The sequence below is a fragment of the Amycolatopsis sp. 195334CR genome (genome assembly GCF_017309385.1).
Taxonomy (GTDB): Bacteria; Actinomycetota; Actinomycetes; order Mycobacteriales; family Pseudonocardiaceae; genus Amycolatopsis.
The window spans coordinates 4,595,276-4,616,396 of sequence record NZ_JAFJMJ010000001.1 but is presented as its reverse complement, the minus strand read 5'-3'; the positions used below and the strand labels follow the sequence as shown (position 1 = coordinate 4,616,396).

The following is a 21,121-nucleotide window of genomic DNA, read 5'->3' as shown; positions in this document are numbered from 1 at the left end:
TCATCTTGTGCGAGCCCCGCACGGTGCTGAGAAACCGCTGACTGACCGGGCGCATCAGGGCACCACCACATCGGACTCGGCCACGATGTCGAGCACATCGGAGTAGGTGGGCTCGGCGGCCGGGATGTCGGCGTAGGTGGTGAACAGGGTCAGCAGGTCGGCGTAGGTGACCGTGGTGGAGAAGACCGACGGGTCGGGGGCTGCGACCTCGGTCAGCGGCAAGGTGATGTGCCGCCGTTGCGCGCGCTGAGACCGGCGGGACTGCGTGACCGTGCCGATCACGGCGTACAAGCTCGGAATCGGGCAGCCCTCGCCGAGCGACTGGAACAGGAAGACCTCACCGGCGGAGAACCGCGTGTCCAGGTCCGCCGCAACAGCCGGCGTTTCGGTCGTGACGGTCAGGGCGAGCTTGCGACCGGAGTGCACGTCGGTCACGGCGACCGGCAGGGTGCGGCCCACCACGTCGAAGACGCCGGTGCGTGCGTCGCGGGTGATGTCCGAGTACCCGGTGACGGTCACCTGGACGTTGTTGTTGGGGCGCCGCAGGTTCTTCACCCAGAACCCGGTGTTGATCGGGGTGATGCTGGTGGTCTCCTGGCGGATCCATGGGGCCTGGCGCATCGCCCAGATCACCGAGCGGGACACGGCCGCGACTCCCCCGGTGATGGTCAGGGTCTGTGCGGCGATGCTGGCCAGGTTCGCGGCGGCGGATGCGCGCTGCCACGGGGTCGCCTGGTCCAGGCCGACGGCTGTCGAGTTGACCGCCGCGCTGGCGACGTCGAACAGGTTCAGCATCGACGCGGTGGTGACCTCGGCGAGCTTGTGCGCCACCATCGCCACGGCCGAGAACGGGTGAGGCACCGTGAGGGCCGGGACGGCGACGTTCTGGGCAGAAGCGTTGAGCTGCGTGTTGAGGGTGGTGTAGCCCGGCTCGGCGTTCTGGAACCCGCAGACGTAGGCGGACACGGTGTCCCCGGCCGCGCCGCCGGACGGCGTGACCGTCGGGTTCGTGGTGCCCGCAACCCAGCGCTTCTGGAAGACCCGCACGGTGCCGAACTCGATGGCCTTGGTCCAGCCCGCCGGAGTGGCTACGGTCTGCGCGGTGTTGCGGCAGGCCACCACGAGGTTGAGCAGCATTCCCTCGACCTGAAGCCCCGGGGCGATCGTAGGGGTCACCGCCGCGTTGTCGGCGTGCACGGCCGCACCGGTGCCGCCGTAGGAGATCTGCGCGCCGTCCACGTAGGACGCGCGGTACTCGTTGACCACGCCGGGCTCGTACTCGTAGTCGTCGACCACCCCGGCACCGCCGGACAGACCGACCGTCAGCCCACCACGAACCGGTGTCCAGGTGACGCCGTCGGTGGACCGCTCCACCACCACGTGATCCGCCACGGCCGGAGCGCTGGCCAGCTCGATGCGGACGCGCCCGAGGTCGCCGAGGTAGGTCGCGCTGATGCTCATCGGAAGCCTCCCGCTCCGGCGCGGATGCTGCGCGCCGCTTCCCGGGTGTTCTCCTCGATGCGCACGTCCACGATGTCGGTCAGCTCGGTGTCTCCGATGTAGACGTGGACGATCGGCGGGGCCGAGCTGGTGCCCATCGCTTCAGCGGTGGTGCCCGCGTTCGTGACGCGACCGGTGCGCCCCGGGGTGAACAGCTCCGGTCCCTGTTCGCCCACGAGGTAGGTGCGGCCGGAGCGGGCGGTGCCGCCCTTGGCCAGCATCGGGATCTGCGGGATGGCCGGGATACCGACCACGCCGGTGACGTTGTTGATGCCCCGGATCGCGCCGTTGACGAAGCCGATCACACCGTTGATGGCGGACTTCACCGCGCCCGCCACGCTGGAGAACGCGCCTTGCACCTTGCCTGCCAGCCCGGAGAAGAAGCCGGAGACGGCGTCGACGGCGGAGGACCAGGCGTTGCGGAACCAGTTCACGATGCCCGAGACGATGTTCTGGGCGCCCTGCCACACGTTGCCGAAGAAGTTGCCAACGGCCGAGACCGCGCCCTGAATCCAGGAGAACGCGCCCTGCCAGATGGACCGGAAGAAGTTCACCACGTCGGTGATCCGGTCCGAGCACCACTTCCAGACCGAGTCCCAGATGCCCCGGAAGAAGTCCAGGTTGGACACGATCAGCACGATGATCGCGATCAGGGCGACGATCGCGGCGATGACCAGACCGATGGGGTTCGCCGACATCGCCACGTTCAGCGCCCACTGCGCGATCGTGTAGGCCATCACGGCGGCCTTCCACAGGTTCACCGCGAGGGTGACGGCCTGGATTGCCAGGGCGATGCCGCCGATGGCGATCGCCAGCGGGCCGATCCACACCATGTTGGCCGCGAAGAACGTCGCCAGCCCCTGGAGGATCGGCGCCAGCAGGTTGATCGCGGGGATCAGCACGGCGGCCACTTGGCCGGCGAGTTGCCCGAAGGCTGCGGCCAGGGGCGGGACGACCGGGGCGATGGCCACCAGCGCGGCGGCGAGCACTCCGCTCACGGCGGTGCCGACCTGTTGCACCGCCGTGAAGAAGGCCGTCAGCGCCTGCTGTCCCTCGAACGAGGCGAGGAACTGCGCGACCGTGCCAATCAGCGTGCCGATTGTGCCGCCGAACCCGAGCCCGGCCGCCGAGGCTGCGGTGAAGACGGAGCTGATGATGGACCCGAGCTGACCGAGGAAGGTGAACAGCCCGGAGAAGGCATCGATCCCGCGCTGGATCCACGCGGTCAGCGAGCCGTCGGCGGCGGCCTGCTGGATGAAGGCGTTGAACCGTTCCCCGACTCCGCCGAGCCCGGCCGTGAGCTGGGCCAGCATCGGGGCGGCCACCGCGCCGATGGTGATGAACGCCTGGCCGACCGGTGCGAGGAAGGCGCCGATGTTCTGGATCACCTTCGAGAACTGGACGAAGATCGTGTTGAGCTGACTCGCCGCGTTGGTGTTGGCGAGCATGGCGGTGAACTTCGTGGCCACGCCGCCCATCGCGGTGGCGATGGACTTCAGCCCGGTGGTGAGCTGCGGCAGCACGGCCTTGAGGTTGTTCACCGCCGGGGTCAGCGACTGCTCGAAGCTGGAGGAGACCTGCGACTTGAGCGTGTCCAGCGTGGGCTTGAGCCCGTCGAACGCCTTCTTCGCTCCCTCGCCGCCGAGCTTGATCGCGGCCATCACGCCGACGAGGCCGAACATGACCGGCACAGCGAGCCCGGCCGCGCCCGACATCGCGCCGAGCGCGGCGACCACCGCCATGATCACGCCAACCCCGGACCCGAGCGTGCCGAGCATGCCGGCGAACTGGCCGAGGCGCGCGGCCGTGCCCATGATGCTGCCCGCGAAGGTCACCAGGCCCTGCTTGTTGCGGGCTACCTGCGCCTCCTGGGCCTTCAGCTCGGCGCGGAGCTTCGACGCGGCGGCGGTCACCTTGGACCACTCGCTGCGGTTGGCCTCGATCTTCTTCTCCAGCGCCTCCAGGTCGGCGCGGGTCTTGAGCACGGCCTTGGTCAGCCCGAAGGAGTTCCCGTCGAACTTGATGCGGACCGTGCGCTCACCGGAGGCCATCTCAGCCGCCCTCGCTGAACTTGCGGATCACCGCGTCGGCGGCCCGGTTCCAGGCGGCGGAGATCTCGGCGGCCGACTCCTCGACCACCGGGAAGAACCAGTAGGCGGAGTTGCCGCCGTGCGGTCGGTGGAACTGGGCGTAGGAGTTGGACCCGAACACCGAGCCGAAGAGCAACTTGTAGGCCGGAGCCTTGTTCCGGCCCAGGCGCCGGGTTCCCCCGGCGGAGATCACCGGGACCCGGTCCCGCTGCGCCTTCACCGTGCTGGCCACGAGCGGGGACTGCGGCGCCGGGTCGCCCATGCCGTCGGCCTTCGCGCGCGCGGCGAGCACCTGGGACAGGCGCAGGGAGGCGTCACGCAGTTCGTTGCTGGCGTCCTTGGGCAGCTTGGCCAGGGCGCGCAGCGTGGGGCGCAGGCCGTCCACGTTCACGCGGATGGTGAGCGAGTCCTTCGCCACCGTGCCCACCTCCCCGGGTCCAGTCGGTCATCCGCTGTACTGCGGGCCACCGGCCCCGGGCGCCCGTTTCCCCCGGGCGGCGGGTTTCTCGGCGTGGCCTTCCTGCTCCTTGAGCAGTGCCCACGCGGTGTTCAGGGTCTTCTCGTCTTGCTCGGCCCAGTAATCCATCGGGATGGACGTCGAGAGGGCCAGGGCGATGATCTGGCGACTCAGGGAGCCGCGTTCGTAGGGTCCACCTCGTCGTCCACTTCGAACTCCAGGTCGTACCTCTGCTCGAAGTCCTGCTGCGTACCCACGAAACCGACCGTGCGCTTGGCGGCGAAGAACGCAATCTTGTAGAAGTCGCCGATCTCCTGGTTGTCCACCAGGCCGCCGAAGCTCTTGTTCTTCGACGTGCGCTCCCAGTTCAGGATGTCCCGCGTGGTCGCGGTGACCTCCTCGACCTCGCCGCTGTCGTCCTTGAGCTTGAACGTGATCACAGCGCGAACACTCCCCTCGTGACACTCGTGGTGCCGGAGTAGTTGACGAACGCCTTGCCCACGTTGGCGTCGCCGGCGGGCTGGCCGAACGTGGTCTTGGCGAACGGGCCGATGAGGCGCCGCCCGGCGGCGGGAACCGAGACCTCCAGGTCCTCGACCGGCAGGCCGTCCACCTCGGCGGTGGACACCACGGTCACGGTGATCGGTGAGCCGCCACCGTTGGCGACTTCGAGGAAGACCCTGCCGGTGTCGATGATGTCGCCGTCCCCGTTGGGGGCGGTCAGCGCCGGGGCGAGTCCGGTTCGGACGATCGCCTGCGTGGCCGGAGACAAGCGCGCCATGTCAGGACACCCTCTCGAAGACGGGGAGGCCGACGCACTGGAACGTGACCTCGGTGAACTCGGTTTCCCGCACCTCGCCACCGGCGGGGCCGGGCTTGATGATCAACTCGCCGGTCCACTTCACGTGCTCGCCGGGGACGTTCGGGTGGTGGTTCAGCTCGAACTCGGCGGTCTCGCCGTTGTGCTCCCACAGGTAGGCCGAGATCCCGTTACTCCGCCAGTCGGAGAAGAACTTGATCTCCAGCGTGGGCTCCGGGTCGGTCTCCTCCACCGCTTCCCCGTCCGGGCAGAAACTGTAGAGCCGGTCACCGTCTTCGATGCCGGGGTCGAGGTTCCACGTGTTCACCTGGCACTCGAACGAGGTGCCGTCGATGGTGAACTCGATGACCTTCAACCGCTTCTGGTGAATGCCCATCGCTCAGGGCCTTTCTTGTGTCAGCGGGAAATCGACGTCGAACGTGTAGCAAGGCAATTCGGTGTTCGAGCCGACGTAAGTGCCCGGGTTCGCGCCCGAGATCGTGCCGTCGGTCTCGTTCTCGATCACCTCGGCCACAACGGGAATCAGGTCCCACAACTCGGTCAGCGCCCGATCGGAGAACCCGACGACCAGGAACACCGGGAACGTCGCCGAGGTGGGCAGGCCGGTCGAGTACGCCTGCCACGCCAGCCGGGGAGCGCCGAGCACCAAGCCGGGCGGGTCGATGGCCTCGCCCAGCTCGTGCAGTCGCACACCGTCCACCGTGGACAGCGCGGTAGTCAGCTCGTCGGCGGCGGCACGGATGGCGCTCATGCGAACACCGGCCCCTGGTGCCGCCCGATCCCGAGCAGGCGATCGATGTCCGCGTCGAACGAGGACACCCTGCCCGTTCCCATCTCGCCCATGTTCACCATGGCGTCCGGGGACTTCGCCCGTGCCACCCAGCGCGCGGCAAGCCGGATGGTGCCCAGCGCCAGATCGGCCGTCGGCGCGGGAAGCTCGCTGCCCGGGTGGTCGGTGTAGTTGAACCCTGGCCGCACACGCTCGACGAACGCCACCGCCGCGTCCAAGTTGGACCGGTACCGCTCGTCGTCGCGCGTGTCGGACTCGCCGACCTTCTGATCGGCCTTGTACTGCGCCAGCGTGGGCGGCCAGGTGCTCATCGTCAGCTCGCGGCGGTCACGGTCTGGATCGAGATGCTGCCCGGGTTGCGGACCAGCGTCCCGACGTAGCCCCACAGGCCCATCCGCACGAACGCCGGGCCACCGGCCTGCTCGTAGGTGAAGTCCTGCACACCGGACTCCGCCAGGAGCACCGCGTTGCGGCGCAGCACGGCGTACTTCTCGGCGTAGGCGGTCGGGACACCGGCGCTGGCCACCGCGTCCACACCCTCGATGTCACCGATGAGGCGGTTGTCCAGCGCGCCGTTGGCGTTCTGCGGACCGTAGCGCGAGACCGGCATGAGGGGCCGGTTGTTGTTGTCCTTGAGCTTGCGGAACGCGCCGAAGCGACGGAAGTTCATCACCGCGAGATCTGCCGGGCCACGCTGGTCACCGGCCACCGCAGTCTGGGCATCCACCACTGCGTCGATCGCGGCGGCGCTGGCCTTGAACGCGGCCTCGGTGGCAAAGGTGGTCCCTGCGGCGGTGCCGGAGGCGCCGAGGATGGCCGCACAGGTCAGCCCCTCGACCACGGCATCCCACGCCGAGCGCAGGTCACCGAAGATCAGGGCATCGACGGCAGGGGTGGACGCGTCCAGCAGTTGGCGGGACACGTCCTGCCACGCGGCCTTGAACACCGGCGTGAGGGTGTCGACGTCACTGGTGTAGCGGTCGGTGCCCCACCCGGCGTTGTTGGCGCCCTCGGCGCTCTGCGTGGTGATGTTGGCGTCCGTGCCGCCGGTCTGCTTCGACAGCACCAGCGGGCGCGGGTCCTGCCCGAGATCGATGTGACGAACCAGATCCGCCACGACGCGGTTCTGCCGCGCGAGCGTCTGATGCTCGTCGAGCAGCCATTTCGGCGGAACGATGCCCACTCCGCCCGAAGCCTGCGTAACCGCGCGCATGTGCTCGTCGAGACGCTTCTTGGCCTCGACGTCGCCGTGCTTGACGGCGCGGAAGTGGTCCCCGAAGAACGAGTGCTGGCCACCAGCGGCCACCGAACGGTAGTGGCCGGGGTCGCGGTCGCGGGTGGTGGTGCGGGACCTGCTCTGCTCACCGCCGAGGCTCAGCGGGACGTTCTTGTCCTCGTCGCTGTCCTCGTTCAGCGAGGCGGCGAGTTCGCCGACGCGGCGCGAGCGGGTTTCGACCTCGGTCAGCGACTCGATCTGATCGGTCAGGGCCTTGAGCTGGGTGGCCTGCTCGGTGACCGAGCGAAGCTCCTCTTCGGACAGGTCGCGGTTGCCCTCGGCGGCGCGCGTCTGCAAGCCCTCAATCGAGGACCGCAGCGCGTCATGCTGCTCACGCAACCGGACCAGGTACGGGTTCGGCATGACGCCGTCCTCCCGGTGTCGGAACGAATGGGTTCCGCCCGAGAGGCCGGGGTGTCAGCTTCGGTGAGGGGCTGAGGTGTCGGCGTCCGCGTCAGACTTCAGTGTAACCGATCATCGGACTACAGTGGTTAGTTCGCCTTCGAGCCGTGATGCGCCGCGAACAGCGCCCGCCCGGCCGGGGTGGCCTGCATGATGTTCGTGGCCAGTCCGTCGGCCATCGACGCCGGAATGCCCTCGGACAGCAACGCGTTGCGCAGCGTCGTCCAGGGGTGTACGGCATTGGCGTAGCGGGCCAGACCTTCCGGACCGGTCCAGTACGTCCACAGCGGCGACCCCGGCCCGTGCTTGAGATTGGAGCCGCCCGCCGAGCGGGTCAGCTCCTCGGCTTGCGCGGAGAGCACGGGCAGCCCGGCCACGATCTGCGCCAGCTCCGTGCGGCGGTCCACTATGGACTGGGCTCGCACCGACGCAACAGCCGCAGATTGTCCGTAGGCGCCCGCCATGACGATGGCGACTTCGGTCAGCGTCGCGGTGGCGCGCTCGATCACCCCGCCGGGCAGCGTTCGATTCTGCCCCTCCCGGAACCCGATGCTCAGCTCCGAGAGGGCGCCGTCCTTGACCAGTTCCAGCGTCTCGTCACCGACTTCGGTCCTGGACACCCGCCACTCCCCATACAGCCCGGCGGCGTCGTCGCGCAGTTCGGTTGCCACACCGATGAGCTTCCCGCCGTGCGGACCGTGGTCGCGCATGAACGGCACCCGGTGCGCGGCCCGAAGCTGGGCGTTGAACGCGCCCCGGGCAAACTGCTCGGTCAGCCGCGAGTCGATCGGCTGCGGGCGCCCGTACGGGACGGCGATCCCGCAGATGGTGCGGCCGTCCCCGGCAGACCGGACCTCCAGCTCCGGCATCCACTGCCGGGTCATCACTTCAGTCATGGCGGGCCACCTCTCGCAGGTCCAGGCGGGTCACGAAGTGCAGGTTGCACAAGCCGGTGCCGGACTCGAACTCCGAGCGCGGGCACTCCGGGGCGTCGGGTTCAAGGTCTCGGCCGACGCGGCACCGAGCCGGTTCCGGAGTGGAGTCCGGGGTCGGCTTCACGGCGGGCTTGCGGGGGCTGTTCTTGCGCGCGGTCATGAGGCGATCTCCTTGCTGGCCGGGGTGGTCTTGCTCTTCGACAGCGGTACGACGGCGCCCGGCGGCTGCTCAGGTGGCGACTGCTGCGGACGCGGGCGATGGTCGATGCCTTCGACTGGCGGGAGGTCGTCTTCCTTGGCGCGAGCCTCCGACGGAAGCAGGAACCCAGCGTCGATCCCGGTTTTGTAGGCGTTGTAGCGGGCGGTCGTGTCCGAGCGCAGCAGAACGCTGAGATCCGCCCGAACCTGCGTGCCACGCGGGAAGGCGAGGGACAGTGTCTGCTCGAACCGCGTCAGGTGGCCGCCGATGCTGAGCTTGAGCAGCTCGATGGCCTCGGTCTCGGAGGTCGAGTAGGTCATCGAGTCGCCGGATGACGCACCGAGGTATCGCGGCGGCAGGCCGAAGATGTTGGCCACCTCCAGCAAGCTGAACTTCCGCGCCTCGATGAGTTGCAGCTCCTCGGGATTCCACGCCAGCGCCTCGAATTCGGTGCCGGGACCGAGCGCGGCCACCGTGCGGTCCCGCTGCGAGGTCATCCACGCGAGCTTGGCCGCGCGCAGCTGGTCCTCGGTCACGTCCGGGCTCATCGCCTTCAGCACACCGGTCGGGACACCGTTGCCGTCGATGTTGCGTGCCTGCCGGGCCAACTCGCCGGCAAGGTCCAGCGCACCGGCGCCGTTGAGGTGAGCCTCCAGCACGCCGACACCGCGCAGCGCACCCGGTTCAGCCAGTGCCTTCACGTGGATCACCTCATGGGACGAGAAAGTGCGCGAGCCGATGGAGTACTCGATCGCCCCCTCGGGCAGCACGGCATATGTCTGGCCACCAGCTCGACGCACACCAACCCGGCAGGCGGGCACGGGCACCACAGCGGTCGGCACGCCGAGCGCATTTCGCTCGGCGATCACCCCGATGGCGTTGCCGTGCAACAGGTAGTCCACCGCCCAGGCCGCGAAGGTCACCATGCGGATCTCTTCGGGGTTCGGCTGCTCCAACAGCATCGGACGCGGGCTGATCTTCTCGGGAATCTCCCGGCCGTGTGTCGTGTAGGCGTCCCACGGCAGCCCGCCGATCAGGTCCGAGATCAGCGTCACCGCCCGACCCACACCAGGCACCCCGAGCGCACGCACCAGGCCGTAGTGGCCCCACCCCTGGTCGCCGACCAAGTCGGCGGCGGGCGCGATGCGCCACCCGTCCGAAACGATCATCCGCAGGTGTTGCGCTGCGGTGTCCGCCCGCATGAACGTCTTCCCGAGTCCCATTTACAGCCTCCCGGCTTCACGCAGCACGCCGAGCGCGACCAGCACCACACCGCCGAGCACCAGCGCGGCCACCGCGCCGTACACCGGTCCGGCCAGCAACGCCACCAACAGCACCAGACCTGCCAGGATCATGAGCACCCCGGCGATCTGTGCGGCCGGTGGCCACAGCGCCCACATCCGCTTCAGCGTTTCGTTCACGTCAGGCTCCATTCACACCACGCCGAACCAGGCGGCAGGCTTGTCCTCGGGCAGCGTGCGAGCAAGGTGCGTCGCACCGGCCACGGAGTACGTGGCGTCGCAATGCCCGGCACCGCGCCGGGTGAACCGCCAGGTGTCGCCCTGGCGAAGCTTCTCCGTGCCCGCCGCCTGCGCGTCCAGCAGGGGGTCACCGGACTGCGCAATGCCGCCGTTGGACACCAAGTCGGCAAAACCCATGCAAACAGCAGGCACGTCGGCCCGGATGCCCTCGATCACCACGTCCTTGGGCGGCCAGTCGCCACGCTCGTCCTCGGTGAGCACGGCGGCGTAAGCAGCGGCCGGGCCGGACGGGAACCAGCCGATCACACCGGGACCGACCCGGCGCACCCAGCCCCGCAGGTCCCGGCGCATCTCGCCCATGTCCGTCCAGGCGGCCACGATCTCGACCCGCACGCGGCCATCCGGGAGGACAGCGGCGGCGGCCAGCGTGGCGTGACGGCCGTCGATGGACACGTCGAAGCACAGCGCCACCTGCGAGCGTGGCTCCGGCATGGCGCCGGGGTCCAGGCAAGCGGCCCACTTCTCGCTGTCGATGGCCGGATCGAGCATCGGCACCCGCATGCACAAAATCTCGGTCTTGAATCCGGCCAGCTCCTCCCCGCCGGCTCCTTCCGCCCGCCGGGCGTCGCCGAGCAGTCCGGCGAGGTCGATCCGGCGGCCGAGGTTGGGATTCGCCTGCGCGAGCGCGTCCACGTCGGTGGCCCGGGAGCCGTCCGGGGCGGACCACTCGAACAGGCCGAGGCGTTCCTCCGAGGAGTCCACGGTGCCATCCGCGATCGCTTGCAAGGCGGCCTTGCGCAGCGAGTCCAGCACCACCGCGCGGTCATCGCCCTGGTTCGAGATCAGCCAGGCTTGTGCGTCCGCCACGGCGTTCATGGCGGGCATGGCCGCGTTGTAGGCCGACCAGTCGTGATGTTCACGCAGTTCGTCGGCGATCAACCGGTTGATGGTCAGCGACCGGCCGCCCTTCCGGTTGCTCGCGGCGATCTTGTACCTGCTCTTGTGGACGGTGCGGAGGAACTGCTCGCCGTTGGCCCGGCGAATCTGCTGTATCTCCTCGGCCAGTTCCGGAATGGACTCGGCCAGGTCGACGGCCTTTTCCCAACTCTCCTTGGCGTAGTCCAAATTGGTCGACATGCCCAGCACAAGGCGCACCTGCTCGACGTACAGCCAGAACAACGACAACGTCACCAGCAGGTCGGTCTTGCCGTTCTGCCGGGCAACGAGCATCAGCACGGTGCGGAAGCGCGGGCGGCCGTCCGGCAACAGCTCGCCACCGTGGATCACCGCGAACTCCTGCCACGGGTCCAGCGGCCGGGCCATCACGTCGCGGGCGAAGGTGCAGACGTCGTAGCCGTACGAGGTGTCCGAGGTCAGCTCACGAAGGGGCGGAGTCCAGATCCGGGGCTCCGTACGCCCGAGCAGCGCGGCGGGCGCGTAGCTCGTCGCGGGCGGTTCGAGCAGGGCTGTCACCGACCTCACCCCCCTTCGGCAAGATCGCCTTGCGGGCGGCGGGCGTGGCTCCCAGGCTCTCCAGCACCGCGAGCAGCTTTCCGGCGAGTTCTGCGGCTGTCCGCGCCGACTTCTCCGTATCGAGCCGTTCTGCGAGGTTCCGCGCCAGCGCGGCGGCGGCCTGGTCCTCGTCGGCGAGATCGAGCACGTCCAGCGTCACGCCCACCGCGTCCGCGACCGGCGTCGAGCGGGTGTCCTCGGGCTCCTGCTCCTCATTCATCGGGCACCACCTCGTGGTCCTGAGAGCCCAGGGAGAGAGAGGACACAGGGGACGGGATGTCCATCTACACCTCGGTCAGGAAAAAACGGCACCGAGGCCCTGAACAGGCCGTGCGTGTCGGTGCTCACCGACGGGTTCGAGCGCGCGCGGGTCACCATGCGGTCATCGCCTTGGGCTCGGGGTCGTGCCGGGTGGGGTCGCCGACCTGCTGGTTGCACTGGCGGTGCGCTGCTTGCAGGTAGCGCGGGTCATCGCCATACCGCTTGCCCCGGGTGTGGTGCACGCTGGCGCTACGCGGGTGTGGTGGGCGCAGGCCTGGGCTGATCACCTGGCCGCAGAGCTGGCAGGTCCACCGGTCGCGATTGAGCACGTGCAGGCGAGTCTTGCGCCAGCGGCGCGTCGATCCTCCTGCCCATGCCTTGCTCACCTGATACCCCCTGTGTCCGGTTAGTTCTGTCGTTGCCTCGATAGTAGACGCCTATCGAAGCAACGAGTATCGATCAGTTCTGACAATCAGAGATGTCGGGGAAGCGGGCGGGTAGGCAGCCGTCGACCAGGCACGCGGCCTGATTTGCGGCCTACGCGAGGTAGGGTCTCGTGATGGCTGTCACAGCGCTGATCATCTCGATCCTGGCCCTCATAGTTGCCGGGGTCTCGGCCTACGCCTCGGTGCGCTCGTCGAACGCTGCTCGCAGGTCGGCGGACAACTCGGCGATCAGCGCGAACGCTGCTGCCAACGCGGATCGGCGCGCGGAGGCTGAGGCCGACGCCAACCGTGTCCGGTGGCGCGCCCAGCATCAGCGAGGTTCCGCGTGGCTGCTGATCAACGAGGGCACCGAATCCGCTTACGGCGTCGAGTTTTCGAGTTCGCTGGCTCTGGCCGGAAACGAATCCCCCTACGCGAAGATCGTACGAGGGGATGCGAAGTCCTTCGTAGTGATGCGGATGGACCAAACCACCGGCGACACGATCGAGATCACCTGGCACATGACGTCGGACTGCTCCGACCCGCCGAGGGGCCAGATCGTCACGATTCCCCACTGAGGTCAACCTCGGCCTGCCGCTGCTCCGGGATGCACCCGTACAGCCTCTCGACCCACATCGGCACGGCGAGCAGAAGCGTGGTCACCAGGACGTCATCAGCCACGGTCGCGACCTCCTCTCGCGGTAACGAGGTCGCGTCGGGCGACGACTGCTTGATCGTGCGCACCGGAGCAGACCTGATCACCCTCTCGACCGAGACCCCGAAGTGGACCGACATCGGCAGTTTCGCCGTCGCGGCAGCAGCACTTCTCATCGCGTCCGTGGCCGCATGGGCGACCATCCGGACCAACCGGAACCAGTCGGAGCAGCTTCGACGCCTGGAGGCGACTCAGGCCAGCGAACTGGCATCAAAGTTCGGCGTATGGATTTCCAGCAAACCAGCAGAAGAATACGAGCCGGACAGCGGAGACCACGTTGGCTCGTCCACCCAATTCTACTTTGAGTTTCAAAATAGCGGGTTCCTGCCGATCTACAACCTCGTTGTCTACTGCGATCTACCCCACCTAATTCACCCCACTACCCGCCAGGAACGCCTCCGTTGGAGCTTCGCCACTATCGCTCCGACACCAACAAGGTCACAGCTTGACGATAACGACCGACTAAACAAGGCCATGGTCTACGAAGTAGTAGCTTTTCGAGAAAGGTACCGGTTCGCCAGCAAAGACGAATTGACCATCGAAATGAGAAACCTTCGCAGGCTGATCCAGGGTGACATCAAATCAGGAATGGAATACCTGTCCAGGCAGTCGCGGATAGGTCTGTTCTTCACCGACGGAAACGGCCTCCACTGGCACCGGAGCCACGACGGCACGCTGACTCAACTGGAGAAGGCCGGAGACCTCGCCACCACCCTCGCCCAGAAGTCCAAGCGCGAGAAGCGCCGCGATCGCAAGCGGACCAAGGAGACTCCCCAGGGCAAGCAGTAGCCCCCCGCCGACAGCCAGGTCTCAGCGCCTTGACTTGATCGTCACTGGTTCGTGCCCTCAGCAGGCGAACGGATCAACAGCGCAACACGACTCCCCGGACATGACACAGGTCTGGATCAACGGCCAGGGCGACTACTCGGAACTGCACCTGCGACCCGATGGCACCGCCCTCCGCGCGAACCCGGAGAACGGCGGGCAGATCAGGATCGACGGGGACCTGTCGCCCGAGGAGATCAAGCAGTTGATCGCCGACGAGGGCATGTCCCTGGACACCGACCGCAGCCAGGAGTGAGGGCGCATGTACATGCTGATCTACGACGGGCAGACCTACCGTGCACCCAGCTTCCACAGCGCTGAGATCCTGCGGACGCACGTGATCGAGAAGCTGAAGACCGGCCCGTTCTGGCTACCGGTGGAGCCGATCCAAGAGGGCGAGCGTTACTCCGCCACGCTTTTGATCTCGCAAGGAGCATCTCTCGCGATCGTGGAGACGTCGTAGTCGTGGACCCAGTAACGCTGCTGGTCTCCGCTGTGGTGTCCGCCGCCATCTCGTTCGGCACAGCGTCGGCCGTAGCCGGGAGACAGGAACGCGGCAAGCAGGCGTACGCCGCCCGGAAGCTCATCCAGAAGACGGTCTCCGACTACGTGCCCATGGCGTTCGACAAGGAACGCCAAGGGGTCAACTTCGGCATGAACGACGGTCCGACCGTGAACGTGGTGGACATGGCGGTCATCTCGCGGGTGATCGAGGCTTCGGAACCGCTCCCGTGGCTGCGCCGGAAAGCCATCCGTCTGCGGTGCCGCAAGATCTTCGGACGGTCGATGACCGAGGCCGCCGAACTCCACCCGATCACCGACCCATCCAAGGCGTTCGGGCAGCTCGTGTTCGTCGGCTACCAGGCCAACAAGAAAGGCAAGCCGCTCTACGACGAGAAGGCGCTGATACACCATCGGGAGACGGACAAGGAGATCGCTCGACTCCGGCGGCAGCTCCTACGACTTCGGCGTGGACGTTGACCAGGTCGGCGCGCTAGCCAACCCGGACACCACCGCGTCAGCCGGGTGGAGCGGCCCGACCAGCGCGCGCCACGGGTGCGTGAGGAGGCGGTAGTGCTCGGTCGTGAACTGCTTGCCGATGCGGTGCCGGGCGGCGAGCGCCTTGGCCGGCTCGATGGTCGCCCAGAGGGCACTCTGGTTCGCTTCCGCCAGCAGCGCGAGAACGGCCTCCCGTATGCCCTGGCAGCTCTTCACCGCCAGGGCGTTGCCCACGGACTCCATCGCATGGCCGAACCCGCTCTCGTCGCACAACCACAGGCTCTTGGAGGTGTCGCGCAGCACCGCGACCTCCTCGGCCGTCAGCTTCGCCGCACGGGCGGCCATGGCCTCCAGCTCCTTGGCCTGCGGCCCCAACGGGTTCACTCGTCCGCCTCCTCGCCGGTGATGCCCTCTGCCAGCTCGGCGCGCTGCTCGTCGGTGAGGTCATCGAGCGCGGCCCCCAGGCGCTCGCTGCGGGTCGATCCCGGGAAGATGGCACCCAGCCAGGTGATCCGCCGTTCCAACGCCTCCCGGGGGCTCTCCGGCCACACGCGGCCAAGCGGGTTGGCCTCGACCCGGTGCAGCAGCTCCTCCAGCTCCGGGTTCATCGCCGCACCCCCGTCCAGCCGATGACCCGCGTACGGCGGCGCTGGCGCCGGAGCACCCCGCGCAGCCAGATCATCAGGTAGACCCAGCCCGCGCCGAGTGCGCCGCCGAGCGCGGCGGCCCAGAAGGTTTCAGTCCACATCGGTCTTGTCTCCCTTGATCAGGCCGAGCAGTTCGGCCACGGTGTCTGGTGCCTCGGGGAACTCCAGCGGCGTGACGGTGACGGTCTCGATCAGCTCGCGGCCGTCCGGCAGTTGGTGGCGGGTGGTGTCGGACCAGGACTCAGGGGCGCTCATGCGACTGTCTCCGATTCGTCGTCGGCCGGAAGGTGTGCGGCGCCCCGGTTGAAGTGGGGGCGATAGGCCAGCGGCTTCGGCGCGGGCATCAGTGCGGCGACCTCGTCCGGGATGAGCTGGTCCACCTGGGCCAGGGTGCTCCGTTCGGTGAGCCATCCGAGCTGATCAGCCAGGCAGCAGAGCGGACGGCCGTCGGCGTGCACCCTGGCCACCTCCCCCGTGGCGGAGCACAACCGACCATCATCCGGCGCAGCCGGTGATGGAGTGGTCCCTGGGCGGTCCTGGGCGGTCACCTTGGCGGTCACCTGGGGGTCTAATGGTGGTAGGGGGTCTGCTCGGCGTCGTACGACGCCTTTCTGACCGTCGTGCGACGCGGAATCGACCGTCGCACGACGGTGATCAGACCGTCGCACGGCGCCGTTCGCACCGTCGTGCGACGGAGATCGGACCGTCGCAACGCTCCGTCCCTTTGCGACGGTGTTTGGACCGTCGCAATCCTCCTCGGGGAACGGGGTGTTGTACCGCTTGGAGTTGTGCCGCCGGTGCCGGGTCAGGGTCTTGTCCCGGGCGATCTGCTGGCGCTCGCGCTCGATCTTCTCCAGGGACTCCCACAACGCCTCGTCGTCCACCGCGAGCGCCCACGCCGTCTGGCCACCCTCCTCGGAGTTGAACCGCGCTTCGTAGTACGCCCGCGTGCCCCCGGCCATGCCCGCCCAGTCGGTCACCACGGCCTTGCCCCGCGCGACCTTGCGCTCCTCCAGCAGCTCGGCGATCTCCTCGGTCTCCATCCGCCTGATGAGCCCCAGTTCTTCCAGCAGCGAGAGCTTGCGGCGGACGAACACGCGGTCCGAGCCGATCGCCTCAGCCATCGACTGGATCGAGGGGAACGCGCCTCGGCCGTCATCGAGGTTGGCGAAGGTGGCCAGGACGTGCAGCAGCTCATGCGCCGCACGGTCACGTGCTCCGCGACGGTCGCGGATGGGCGGAAGTCGGTGCGCCCAGTGCAGAGCCGTCAGGTCCTCACTCTGGATCTCGTCGAAGTCAGCCACGGCGGGCACCTTCCCGCTGGGCACGCTCAGCCTCGGTACGCGCCCGCCGCCGGGTGGCCTCGCAGGAACGGCACCGGCGCTTGCGGCCACGATCTACGTAGCCCTCCTCGGCGTACCGGTGGCCGCTCGGACAGGCCGTGCGCCGCGAGGAAGCGTGCCGCCCCAGGCGGACCGTGTCCTGGGCGTTCTCCTTCGAGGACCCCCAGCAGAGGTTGACCAGCGCGTTGTGGGCCGGGTTCCCGTCGAGGTGCCGAGCTTCGAGCCCTTCCGGCCTCGGCCCCACGAACGCGGTCAGCACGAGCTTGTGCACGGTGACCGTGTGGTTCCGGCCGTCCTTGAAGAGCCCGACGCGCAAGTAGCCCTTGCGGTCCCGAGAGGGCCGGAGCAGGCCGGACCCGTTCTTGTGCCGGGGCAGATGCGAAAGCACGCGGCCCCAGTCGCTGACGCTGTATCGGCCCTCGAAGCCGGGGACCGACCGCCAGGTTTCAGGCAGAACTCGCCCATTGATAGAATTCATTTGGTTCCCTTTTCGGGTAGGTTTTCGATCGCCTCGGCGTTAGCGCGCCGGGGCGGTTTTCTTTTCGGGGGCCGGACGCAGAAGGCGCGCCAGGCGATCACGCTGTTCGGCCGTCAACGGGGGTGCGCAGGCGACGATGCGCCGGACTGCCTCCGCCCGGGTGACCTCAGGGGTGGTCACGAGGCCACCCGCTCGGGGACCTTGAACGTCCAGATGCTCGCCGCGCGGCCGGTCCGCTCGTCGCGGCGGAAATCCTGGAATGCCAAGCCTTCGGCCTGAAGCTGCCGACACAGGTTCCGGACAGTCATCGCGTTCACATCCAACTCGGCGGCCATCTCGGTGGCCAGCATCGGCCTGTTCGCCGCCAGACCGAGAAGGACCAGCCGCAGGGCGGCCCCGCTCAACTTCGTGCCGACAAGGACGTCCGCCAGCACCCGCACCGTGTTCTCCACGCTTCCTCCATTTCACGTGGAACGCGCTTTCGAATCCTCCGGTGCGGACGCGTTCGCTTGTCACAAAGATATGCGCGTGGCGACAATGACGCAAAGACCAGTAGCCGGGCAACCTACCTATTTAGGTAAGGAATGGAGCGCTCCGTATCGGAATTCCGACCCTTTAAATCGAATTCGCACACGAAGAAAGCCCCAGGTCAGGGGCAACCTGGGGCTTCTCGGTAACGGCTAGGTCTCAATCAGCTCGGCGCCACGGGAGCCTCGGTGCCATGCCACCAGAAGCCCAGCGCGTTCGGGTCCCGCCACCTTCCCCGGCCCGTGGGCCAGATGATCGGCGCGCCCAACGCGCGGATCACTTCGCGCTGCTGAGGGATCGTCAGCGCCTCCCACCGCGCCCTAGCCTGATCGCCGACGAGTTCGGCCACCAGCGGACTGTGCGCGGCGACGAGGGCCTGAACGCGGCGGTCGGCCTCCTCGATCTGCGGCAGCAGCTTCGCCTCGATCTTCGCGAGGGCGACCGGGGACACCTCGCCCTCGGCCGCCGCGTCCACGAAACCGGCCAGCCGTGCGCGTAGTCCGGCCGCCTTCTGCCGAAGTTCCTCGACCTCAGACTTGTCCTCCGGCTGCGCCAGGAGTTCGGCCGCGTCCGGGCGCTCCAGGCGGCCGATGACCACGTCGGTGACGAACTCGTCGACCAGCCACTTCGTGCGGGCAACGCAGAACTTGCGCGAGCAGGCGTAGCTCGGGGTCCCTCGGTTGTTGATCAGCCGAACCTTGGCCCCGCACATCCGCTCAGTGCCGTCCTCGTCGGTGATCACCTTGCCGCAGAGCCCGATACCCACGAGGAGGTGCTTGACGCCGCCGTCCACCCACGTCTTGCGACCGGGGTCCGACAACCTCGCCACCACCTGGGCGTGCTCGTCCTCGTCGAGGATCGGCGGCCACTCCGCTGGGCCATCAACGATCTTGCCGTGGTGTACCCGCTTGCCGACATAGGTCGGATTCATGACCGTGCGACGGACCGAGACTAGAGACCACGGCGCGCCCTCGGGGTGCTTCTTCGTCGGCTTGGTGAAGATGCCGCGCGCGTTCAGGTCGACGGCAATCGCGTTCAGCGGTTCCCCTGCGAGGACTCGGCGGGCCATCTCGCGGACGATCGGCCCATTGTCCGGGTCCTCGATCTGGCGGACCATTTTCCCGGTCGTCGGGTCGTACTCCCTGGCGTACCCAAAGGGCGCCTTGCCGTGGGGACGGCCGCTGGCGAGACCCGAGCGGGTGCTCCGCCGAATCCTCTTGGCGGTCAAGCCGCTCTCGCGCACCGCGAGCGCGGCCAGAAGATCCAAAAGGAAGGCATCCTCCTCGTTGGCAAGATCATAAACCCGGCCGCCGATACCGATTTTTACGTCGTTCTCTTCACAGGCGGCGAACAGGGCCGCGAACACCATGCGGTCGCGCGATGCCCGGGAAAGCTCCCAGATCAGAAGGATGTCGATTTCGCCCGCCTCGATCGAGGCCATCACCAGTTCCCAATCGGGGCGCTTCTTTTTCTTGGCGTACTTGCTGGCGCTAATGCCATCGTCGCGCCGCACGAAGATCATGGTCCATGTCGGCTCGCGCTCGACCCAGGCGTCGTTCTCCGCGAGCTGGTCGTCCACCGACCGCTCGTTCAAAGCACTGGCGCGGCCGTACGAGCCAGCTCGCACTACCGGCGGCAACAGAGCGCTTGACATAGAAACTGTGTAGCACGAACATTGTCCGGCACCAACGTGACGATCGTGTGTGGCGCGGTACTGCTCTTGTTCCGGCTTCTGCGGCTCGGGCCGGTGACATCGGCGATGGGAGCGGGCGTGGCGCTCGCGGGCTATCTGATCATCACCGGACCGGAACCCAGCGTGTTGCGGGCGGGAGTGATGGGAGCCGTCGGATTGCTCGCGTTGGCGTTGGGACGCCGCGGTAGCGCGCTTCCGGCGCTGGCGGCGGCCGTGGCGGGCCTGGTGCTGTACGACCCGGCGATGGCGGCCAGCTTCGGCTTCGCGCTGTCCGTGGTGGCGACGGCAGGGCTGGTGCTGCTCGCCCCGCGCTGGGCTGCGGCGCTCACCCGGCGAGGTGTGCCGGCTGGGTTGGCGGAATGGCTCGCGGTGCCGCTCGCGGCGTTCGTCGTGACCGTGCCGATCGTGGCGGGCATGGCGGGTGAGCTGAGTTTGGTGGCGGTGGCCGCGAACCTGCTGGCCGCACCGGTGGTCGCGCCCGCGACCATTCTCGGCGTGCTGGCGACCGTGCTCGGCACGGTGTGGCAGGCCGGGGCGGAGTTCCTGGTGCAGTTGGCCGGGCCGGAGGCGAGCTGGCTGATCCTGGTGGCCCGGGAGGCTTCGGCGGTACCGGGCGCGGTGCTGGACTGGCCGTCGGGCTGGTGGGGTGGGCTGCTGGCGGCAATGGTGGCCGGTTCGCTCGTGGTGGCGTTTCGGTTCGGCCGGGTACGGCTGATGATCGCGGCGCTGCTGGTGCTCGGCCTGCTGGTGACGGTACCGGTGCGGGTGATCGCGCCGCCTTGGCCGCCGCCGGGGTGGGCGGTGGTGGCCTGCGACGTCGGTCAGGGCGACGCCCTCGTGCTGGCCACGGCCGAACCGGGACGAGCTGTGGTGGTGGACACCGGCCCGGAGCCAGGGCCGGTGGATCGCTGCCTCGACCGGCTGGGCGTGGACCGGGTGCCGTTGCTGGTGCTGAGCCATCTGCACGCGGATCACGTCGGCGGGCTGGAGTCGGTGTTCGAAGGCCGGGCGGTGGGCGCGGTGGCGGTGGGCGCGGGCCGGGCGCCGCGGTGGGCCTGGGACAAGGTCACCGAGGTGGCCGGGGCGCATGGGGTGCCGGTGGTGGAGATGCCGGTCGGGCAACGGCTCGACTGGCCGGGGCTCGGCCTCGACGTGCTGGGGCCGCGGTACGTCACGACCCGCGCCACGGCGGAGAAGGACGGCACGCTGATCAACAACAGTTCGCTGGTGCTCAGGGGCCACACCAGCGCGGGACGGATATTGCTCACCGGGGACGTCGAACTGGCCGCACAAGCCGATTTGCTGGCGACGAAGGAGGACCTGCACGCCGAAATACTGAAGGTGCCGCACCACGGCTCGCGATACTCGCTGCCCGCCTTCCTGGCCGCGGTCGGCCCGCGAATCGCGATGATCAGTGTGGGCGCCGGTAACTCCTACGGCCACCCACACCCGTCCACAATAGACACCTTGACCACCGGAGGCGCCCTGCTGACTCGAACCGACACCGATGGCGACACGGCCATCCTGCTTCGGGATGACACCCTTGCGATCCTTCGCCGAGGCCGGTGACCTCATCTCGTCGACGGTCGCCAACGCTCGGTCGCCGCCTGATACGCGAGCGGCCGCCACTTCACGCGCCGAGATTCCCTATGGGCAGCCAGATTCCAGCTTCCGCTAGCGGGTTTGACTTCCGGCCAGGGCGGGTGGGCGCCTCGGGCGGGATCGGGGATCGACGCGGAAGCGTA

31 protein-coding genes and 1 pseudogene are annotated in these 21,121 nt (G+C 68.2%); 6 read left to right on the top strand and 26 right to left on the bottom strand.

The genetic code is table 11. From position 1 onward, the window contains the following. Window positions 1–54 precede the first annotated feature (54 nt). The 17 genes from JYK18_RS21615 to JYK18_RS21535 all read right to left on the bottom strand — a co-directional run bounded on the left by JYK18_RS21615 (window position 55) and on the right by JYK18_RS21535 (window position 12,109). On the bottom strand, window positions 55–1,461 hold the full coding sequence (locus JYK18_RS21615) for a hypothetical protein (protein WP_206803742.1): 1,407 nt from the start codon (window positions 1,459–1,461) through the stop codon (window positions 55–57). Continuing rightward, complete coding sequence (locus JYK18_RS21610) at window positions 1,458–3,551, bottom strand: hypothetical protein (protein ID WP_206803741.1); 2,094 nt, start codon at window positions 3,549–3,551, stop codon at window positions 1,458–1,460. The genes JYK18_RS21615 and JYK18_RS21610 overlap by 4 nt, the downstream gene beginning before the upstream one ends. 1 nt (window position 3,552) lies before the next feature. After that, window positions 3,553–4,008, bottom strand: a complete 456-nt coding sequence (locus tag JYK18_RS21605) for a hypothetical protein (protein WP_206803740.1) — start codon at window positions 4,006–4,008, stop codon at window positions 3,553–3,555. Window positions 4,009–4,035: 27 nt separating this feature from the next. Further along, window positions 4,036–4,176, bottom strand: a complete 141-nt coding sequence (locus JYK18_RS21600) for a hypothetical protein (protein WP_206803739.1) — start codon at window positions 4,174–4,176, stop codon at window positions 4,036–4,038. A 41-nt stretch (window positions 4,177–4,217) separates the two neighbouring features. Next, window positions 4,218–4,487, bottom strand: coding sequence for a hypothetical protein (locus tag JYK18_RS21595; RefSeq protein WP_206803738.1), 270 nt, complete (start codon window positions 4,485–4,487; stop codon window positions 4,218–4,220). Further along, a complete protein-coding gene (locus tag JYK18_RS21590; RefSeq protein WP_206803737.1) occupies window positions 4,484–4,828 on the bottom strand; it encodes a hypothetical protein in 345 nt (114 codons plus the stop codon). The genes JYK18_RS21595 and JYK18_RS21590 overlap by 4 nt, the downstream gene beginning before the upstream one ends. 1 nt (window position 4,829) lies before the next feature. After that, entirely contained in the window at window positions 4,830–5,243 is a 414-nt protein-coding gene (locus JYK18_RS21585; protein WP_206803736.1) for a hypothetical protein, read from the bottom strand. Between the two features lie 3 nt (window positions 5,244–5,246). Then, complete coding sequence (locus JYK18_RS21580) at window positions 5,247–5,618, bottom strand: hypothetical protein (protein WP_206803735.1); 372 nt, start codon at window positions 5,616–5,618, stop codon at window positions 5,247–5,249. Beyond that, complete coding sequence (locus tag JYK18_RS21575; RefSeq protein ID WP_206803734.1) at window positions 5,615–5,968, bottom strand: hypothetical protein; 354 nt, start codon at window positions 5,966–5,968, stop codon at window positions 5,615–5,617. The genes JYK18_RS21580 and JYK18_RS21575 overlap by 4 nt, the downstream gene beginning before the upstream one ends. A gap of 2 nt (window positions 5,969–5,970) precedes the next feature. After that, window positions 5,971–7,296 (bottom strand): phage major capsid protein, encoded by a 1,326-nt coding sequence (locus JYK18_RS21570; RefSeq protein WP_206803733.1) that lies wholly within the window; start codon window positions 7,294–7,296, stop codon window positions 5,971–5,973. Window positions 7,297–7,424: 128 nt separating this feature from the next. Next, window positions 7,425–8,231 carry an HK97 family phage prohead protease gene (locus tag JYK18_RS21565; protein WP_206803732.1) on the bottom strand — a complete coding sequence of 269 codons (807 nt, stop codon included), beginning with the start codon at window positions 8,229–8,231 and terminating at the stop codon, window positions 7,425–7,427. Next, complete coding sequence (locus JYK18_RS21560; protein WP_206803731.1) at window positions 8,224–8,430, bottom strand: hypothetical protein; 207 nt, start codon at window positions 8,428–8,430, stop codon at window positions 8,224–8,226. The genes JYK18_RS21565 and JYK18_RS21560 overlap by 8 nt, the downstream gene beginning before the upstream one ends. Beyond that, window positions 8,427–9,692, bottom strand: coding sequence for a phage portal protein (locus JYK18_RS21555; RefSeq protein ID WP_206803730.1), 1,266 nt, complete (start codon window positions 9,690–9,692; stop codon window positions 8,427–8,429). Before JYK18_RS21555 ends, JYK18_RS21560 begins: the two co-directional genes overlap by 4 nt. Next, window positions 9,693–9,890 carry a hypothetical protein gene (locus JYK18_RS21550; protein WP_206803729.1) on the bottom strand — a complete coding sequence of 66 codons (198 nt, stop codon included), beginning with the start codon at window positions 9,888–9,890 and terminating at the stop codon, window positions 9,693–9,695. A gap of 12 nt (window positions 9,891–9,902) precedes the next feature. After that, window positions 9,903–11,423 carry a terminase large subunit gene (locus JYK18_RS21545; protein WP_206803728.1) on the bottom strand — a complete coding sequence of 507 codons (1,521 nt, stop codon included), beginning with the start codon at window positions 11,421–11,423 and terminating at the stop codon, window positions 9,903–9,905. Then, window positions 11,329–11,682, bottom strand: a complete 354-nt coding sequence (locus JYK18_RS21540; protein WP_206803727.1) for a hypothetical protein — start codon at window positions 11,680–11,682, stop codon at window positions 11,329–11,331. Before JYK18_RS21540 ends, JYK18_RS21545 begins: the two co-directional genes overlap by 95 nt. 151 nt (window positions 11,683–11,833) lie before the next feature. After that, window positions 11,834–12,109: an HNH endonuclease gene (locus JYK18_RS21535; RefSeq protein WP_206803726.1), complete on the bottom strand. Its 276-nt coding sequence runs from the start codon at window positions 12,107–12,109 to the stop codon at window positions 11,834–11,836. 173 nt (window positions 12,110–12,282) lie between these two features. Here JYK18_RS21535 and JYK18_RS21530 point away from each other — a divergent pair, with 173 nt between their 5' ends. Further along, on the top strand, window positions 12,283–12,726 hold the full coding sequence (locus JYK18_RS21530; RefSeq protein WP_206803725.1) for a hypothetical protein: 444 nt from the start codon (window positions 12,283–12,285) through the stop codon (window positions 12,724–12,726). Here JYK18_RS21530 and JYK18_RS21525 read toward each other — a convergent pair. Next, window positions 12,710–12,892, bottom strand: coding sequence for a hypothetical protein (locus JYK18_RS21525; protein WP_206803724.1), 183 nt, complete (start codon window positions 12,890–12,892; stop codon window positions 12,710–12,712). The genes JYK18_RS21530 and JYK18_RS21525 overlap by 17 nt on opposite strands. Between JYK18_RS21525 and JYK18_RS21520 the strand changes: the two genes are divergently transcribed. From JYK18_RS21520 to JYK18_RS21505, 4 genes are all read left to right on the top strand, one after another. Next, window positions 12,879–13,652 (top strand): hypothetical protein, encoded by a 774-nt coding sequence (locus JYK18_RS21520; protein ID WP_206803723.1) that lies wholly within the window; start codon window positions 12,879–12,881, stop codon window positions 13,650–13,652. The genes JYK18_RS21525 and JYK18_RS21520 overlap by 14 nt on opposite strands. 100 nt (window positions 13,653–13,752) lie before the next feature. Next, a complete protein-coding gene (locus JYK18_RS21515) occupies window positions 13,753–13,944 on the top strand; it encodes a hypothetical protein (RefSeq protein WP_206803722.1) in 192 nt (63 codons plus the stop codon). Between the two features lie 6 nt (window positions 13,945–13,950). Next, a complete protein-coding gene (locus JYK18_RS21510) occupies window positions 13,951–14,151 on the top strand; it encodes a hypothetical protein (protein WP_206803721.1) in 201 nt (66 codons plus the stop codon). Window positions 14,152–14,186: 35 nt separating this feature from the next. After that, window positions 14,187–14,669 (top strand): hypothetical protein, encoded by a 483-nt coding sequence (locus tag JYK18_RS21505; protein ID WP_206803720.1) that lies wholly within the window; start codon window positions 14,187–14,189, stop codon window positions 14,667–14,669. Here the strand turns inward: JYK18_RS21505 and JYK18_RS21500 are convergent. From JYK18_RS21500 to JYK18_RS21465, 8 genes are all read right to left on the bottom strand, one after another. Continuing rightward, window positions 14,646–15,071 carry a hypothetical protein gene (locus tag JYK18_RS21500; RefSeq protein WP_206803719.1) on the bottom strand — a complete coding sequence of 142 codons (426 nt, stop codon included), beginning with the start codon at window positions 15,069–15,071 and terminating at the stop codon, window positions 14,646–14,648. The two genes, JYK18_RS21505 and JYK18_RS21500, sit on opposite strands and share 24 nt — an antisense overlap. Then, entirely contained in the window at window positions 15,068–15,295 is a 228-nt protein-coding gene (locus JYK18_RS21495; protein WP_206803718.1) for a hypothetical protein, read from the bottom strand. The genes JYK18_RS21500 and JYK18_RS21495 overlap by 4 nt, the downstream gene beginning before the upstream one ends. Next, on the bottom strand, window positions 15,292–15,435 hold the full coding sequence (locus JYK18_RS21490) for a hypothetical protein (protein WP_206803717.1): 144 nt from the start codon (window positions 15,433–15,435) through the stop codon (window positions 15,292–15,294). Before JYK18_RS21490 ends, JYK18_RS21495 begins: the two co-directional genes overlap by 4 nt. Further along, complete coding sequence (locus JYK18_RS21485; RefSeq protein ID WP_206803716.1) at window positions 15,425–15,589, bottom strand: hypothetical protein; 165 nt, start codon at window positions 15,587–15,589, stop codon at window positions 15,425–15,427. The genes JYK18_RS21490 and JYK18_RS21485 overlap by 11 nt, the downstream gene beginning before the upstream one ends. After that, window positions 15,586–16,638 carry a hypothetical protein gene (locus JYK18_RS21480; RefSeq protein ID WP_206803715.1) on the bottom strand — a complete coding sequence of 351 codons (1,053 nt, stop codon included), beginning with the start codon at window positions 16,636–16,638 and terminating at the stop codon, window positions 15,586–15,588. Before JYK18_RS21480 ends, JYK18_RS21485 begins: the two co-directional genes overlap by 4 nt. Continuing rightward, complete coding sequence (locus tag JYK18_RS21475) at window positions 16,631–17,155, bottom strand: NUMOD4 motif-containing HNH endonuclease (protein ID WP_206803714.1); 525 nt, start codon at window positions 17,153–17,155, stop codon at window positions 16,631–16,633. The genes JYK18_RS21480 and JYK18_RS21475 overlap by 8 nt, the downstream gene beginning before the upstream one ends. Before the next feature lie 176 nt (window positions 17,156–17,331). Next, window positions 17,332–17,607 carry a hypothetical protein gene (locus tag JYK18_RS21470; RefSeq protein ID WP_206803713.1) on the bottom strand — a complete coding sequence of 92 codons (276 nt, stop codon included), beginning with the start codon at window positions 17,605–17,607 and terminating at the stop codon, window positions 17,332–17,334. 239 nt (window positions 17,608–17,846) lie between these two features. Then, a complete protein-coding gene (locus tag JYK18_RS21465; RefSeq protein WP_242579314.1) occupies window positions 17,847–19,337 on the bottom strand; it encodes a recombinase family protein in 1,491 nt (496 codons plus the stop codon). Between the two features lie 21 nt (window positions 19,338–19,358). On the opposite strand from JYK18_RS21465, the pseudogene JYK18_RS21460 reads away from it, so the two are divergent. Then, a pseudogene (locus JYK18_RS21460) lies at window positions 19,359–20,945 on the top strand (ComEC/Rec2 family competence protein); the annotation flags it as partial. Between the last annotated feature and the right edge of the window lie 176 nt (window positions 20,946–21,121).

Excerpts from the sequence above, each read along its gene's own strand:
- JYK18_RS21615 (WP_206803742.1), bottom strand. The coding sequence starts at position 1,461 with ATGAGCATCAGCGCGACCTACCTCGGCGACCTCGGGCGCGTCCGCATC.
- JYK18_RS21610 (WP_206803741.1), bottom strand. The coding sequence starts at position 3,551 with ATGGCCTCCGGTGAGCGCACGGTCCGCATCAAGTTCGACGGGAACTCC.
- JYK18_RS21600 (WP_206803739.1), bottom strand. The coding sequence starts at position 4,176 with ATGGATTACTGGGCCGAGCAAGACGAGAAGACCCTGAACACCGCGTGG.
- JYK18_RS21590 (WP_206803737.1), bottom strand. The coding sequence starts at position 4,828 with ATGGCGCGCTTGTCTCCGGCCACGCAGGCGATCGTCCGAACCGGACTC.
- JYK18_RS21585 (WP_206803736.1), bottom strand. The coding sequence starts at position 5,243 with ATGGGCATTCACCAGAAGCGGTTGAAGGTCATCGAGTTCACCATCGAC.
- JYK18_RS21580 (WP_206803735.1), bottom strand. The coding sequence starts at position 5,618 with ATGAGCGCCATCCGTGCCGCCGCCGACGAGCTGACTACCGCGCTGTCC.
- JYK18_RS21575 (WP_206803734.1), bottom strand. The coding sequence starts at position 5,968 with ATGAGCACCTGGCCGCCCACGCTGGCGCAGTACAAGGCCGATCAGAAG.
- JYK18_RS21570 (WP_206803733.1), bottom strand. The coding sequence starts at position 7,296 with ATGCCGAACCCGTACCTGGTCCGGTTGCGTGAGCAGCATGACGCGCTG.
- JYK18_RS21565 (WP_206803732.1), bottom strand. The coding sequence starts at position 8,231 with ATGACTGAAGTGATGACCCGGCAGTGGATGCCGGAGCTGGAGGTCCGG.
- JYK18_RS21560 (WP_206803731.1), bottom strand. The coding sequence starts at position 8,430 with ATGACCGCGCGCAAGAACAGCCCCCGCAAGCCCGCCGTGAAGCCGACC.
- JYK18_RS21555 (WP_206803730.1), bottom strand. The coding sequence starts at position 9,692 with ATGGGACTCGGGAAGACGTTCATGCGGGCGGACACCGCAGCGCAACAC.
- JYK18_RS21540 (WP_206803727.1), bottom strand. The coding sequence starts at position 11,682 with ATGAATGAGGAGCAGGAGCCCGAGGACACCCGCTCGACGCCGGTCGCG.
- JYK18_RS21530 (WP_206803725.1), top strand. The coding sequence starts at position 12,283 with ATGGCTGTCACAGCGCTGATCATCTCGATCCTGGCCCTCATAGTTGCC.
- JYK18_RS21515 (WP_206803722.1), top strand. The coding sequence starts at position 13,753 with ATGACACAGGTCTGGATCAACGGCCAGGGCGACTACTCGGAACTGCAC.
- JYK18_RS21510 (WP_206803721.1), top strand. The coding sequence starts at position 13,951 with ATGTACATGCTGATCTACGACGGGCAGACCTACCGTGCACCCAGCTTC.
- JYK18_RS21495 (WP_206803718.1), bottom strand. The coding sequence starts at position 15,295 with ATGAACCCGGAGCTGGAGGAGCTGCTGCACCGGGTCGAGGCCAACCCG.
- JYK18_RS21490 (WP_206803717.1), bottom strand. The coding sequence starts at position 15,435 with ATGTGGACTGAAACCTTCTGGGCCGCCGCGCTCGGCGGCGCACTCGGC.
- JYK18_RS21485 (WP_206803716.1), bottom strand. The coding sequence starts at position 15,589 with ATGAGCGCCCCTGAGTCCTGGTCCGACACCACCCGCCACCAACTGCCG.
- JYK18_RS21475 (WP_206803714.1), bottom strand. The coding sequence starts at position 17,155 with ATGAATTCTATCAATGGGCGAGTTCTGCCTGAAACCTGGCGGTCGGTC.
- JYK18_RS21465 (WP_242579314.1), bottom strand. The coding sequence starts at position 19,337 with ATGTCAAGCGCTCTGTTGCCGCCGGTAGTGCGAGCTGGCTCGTACGGC.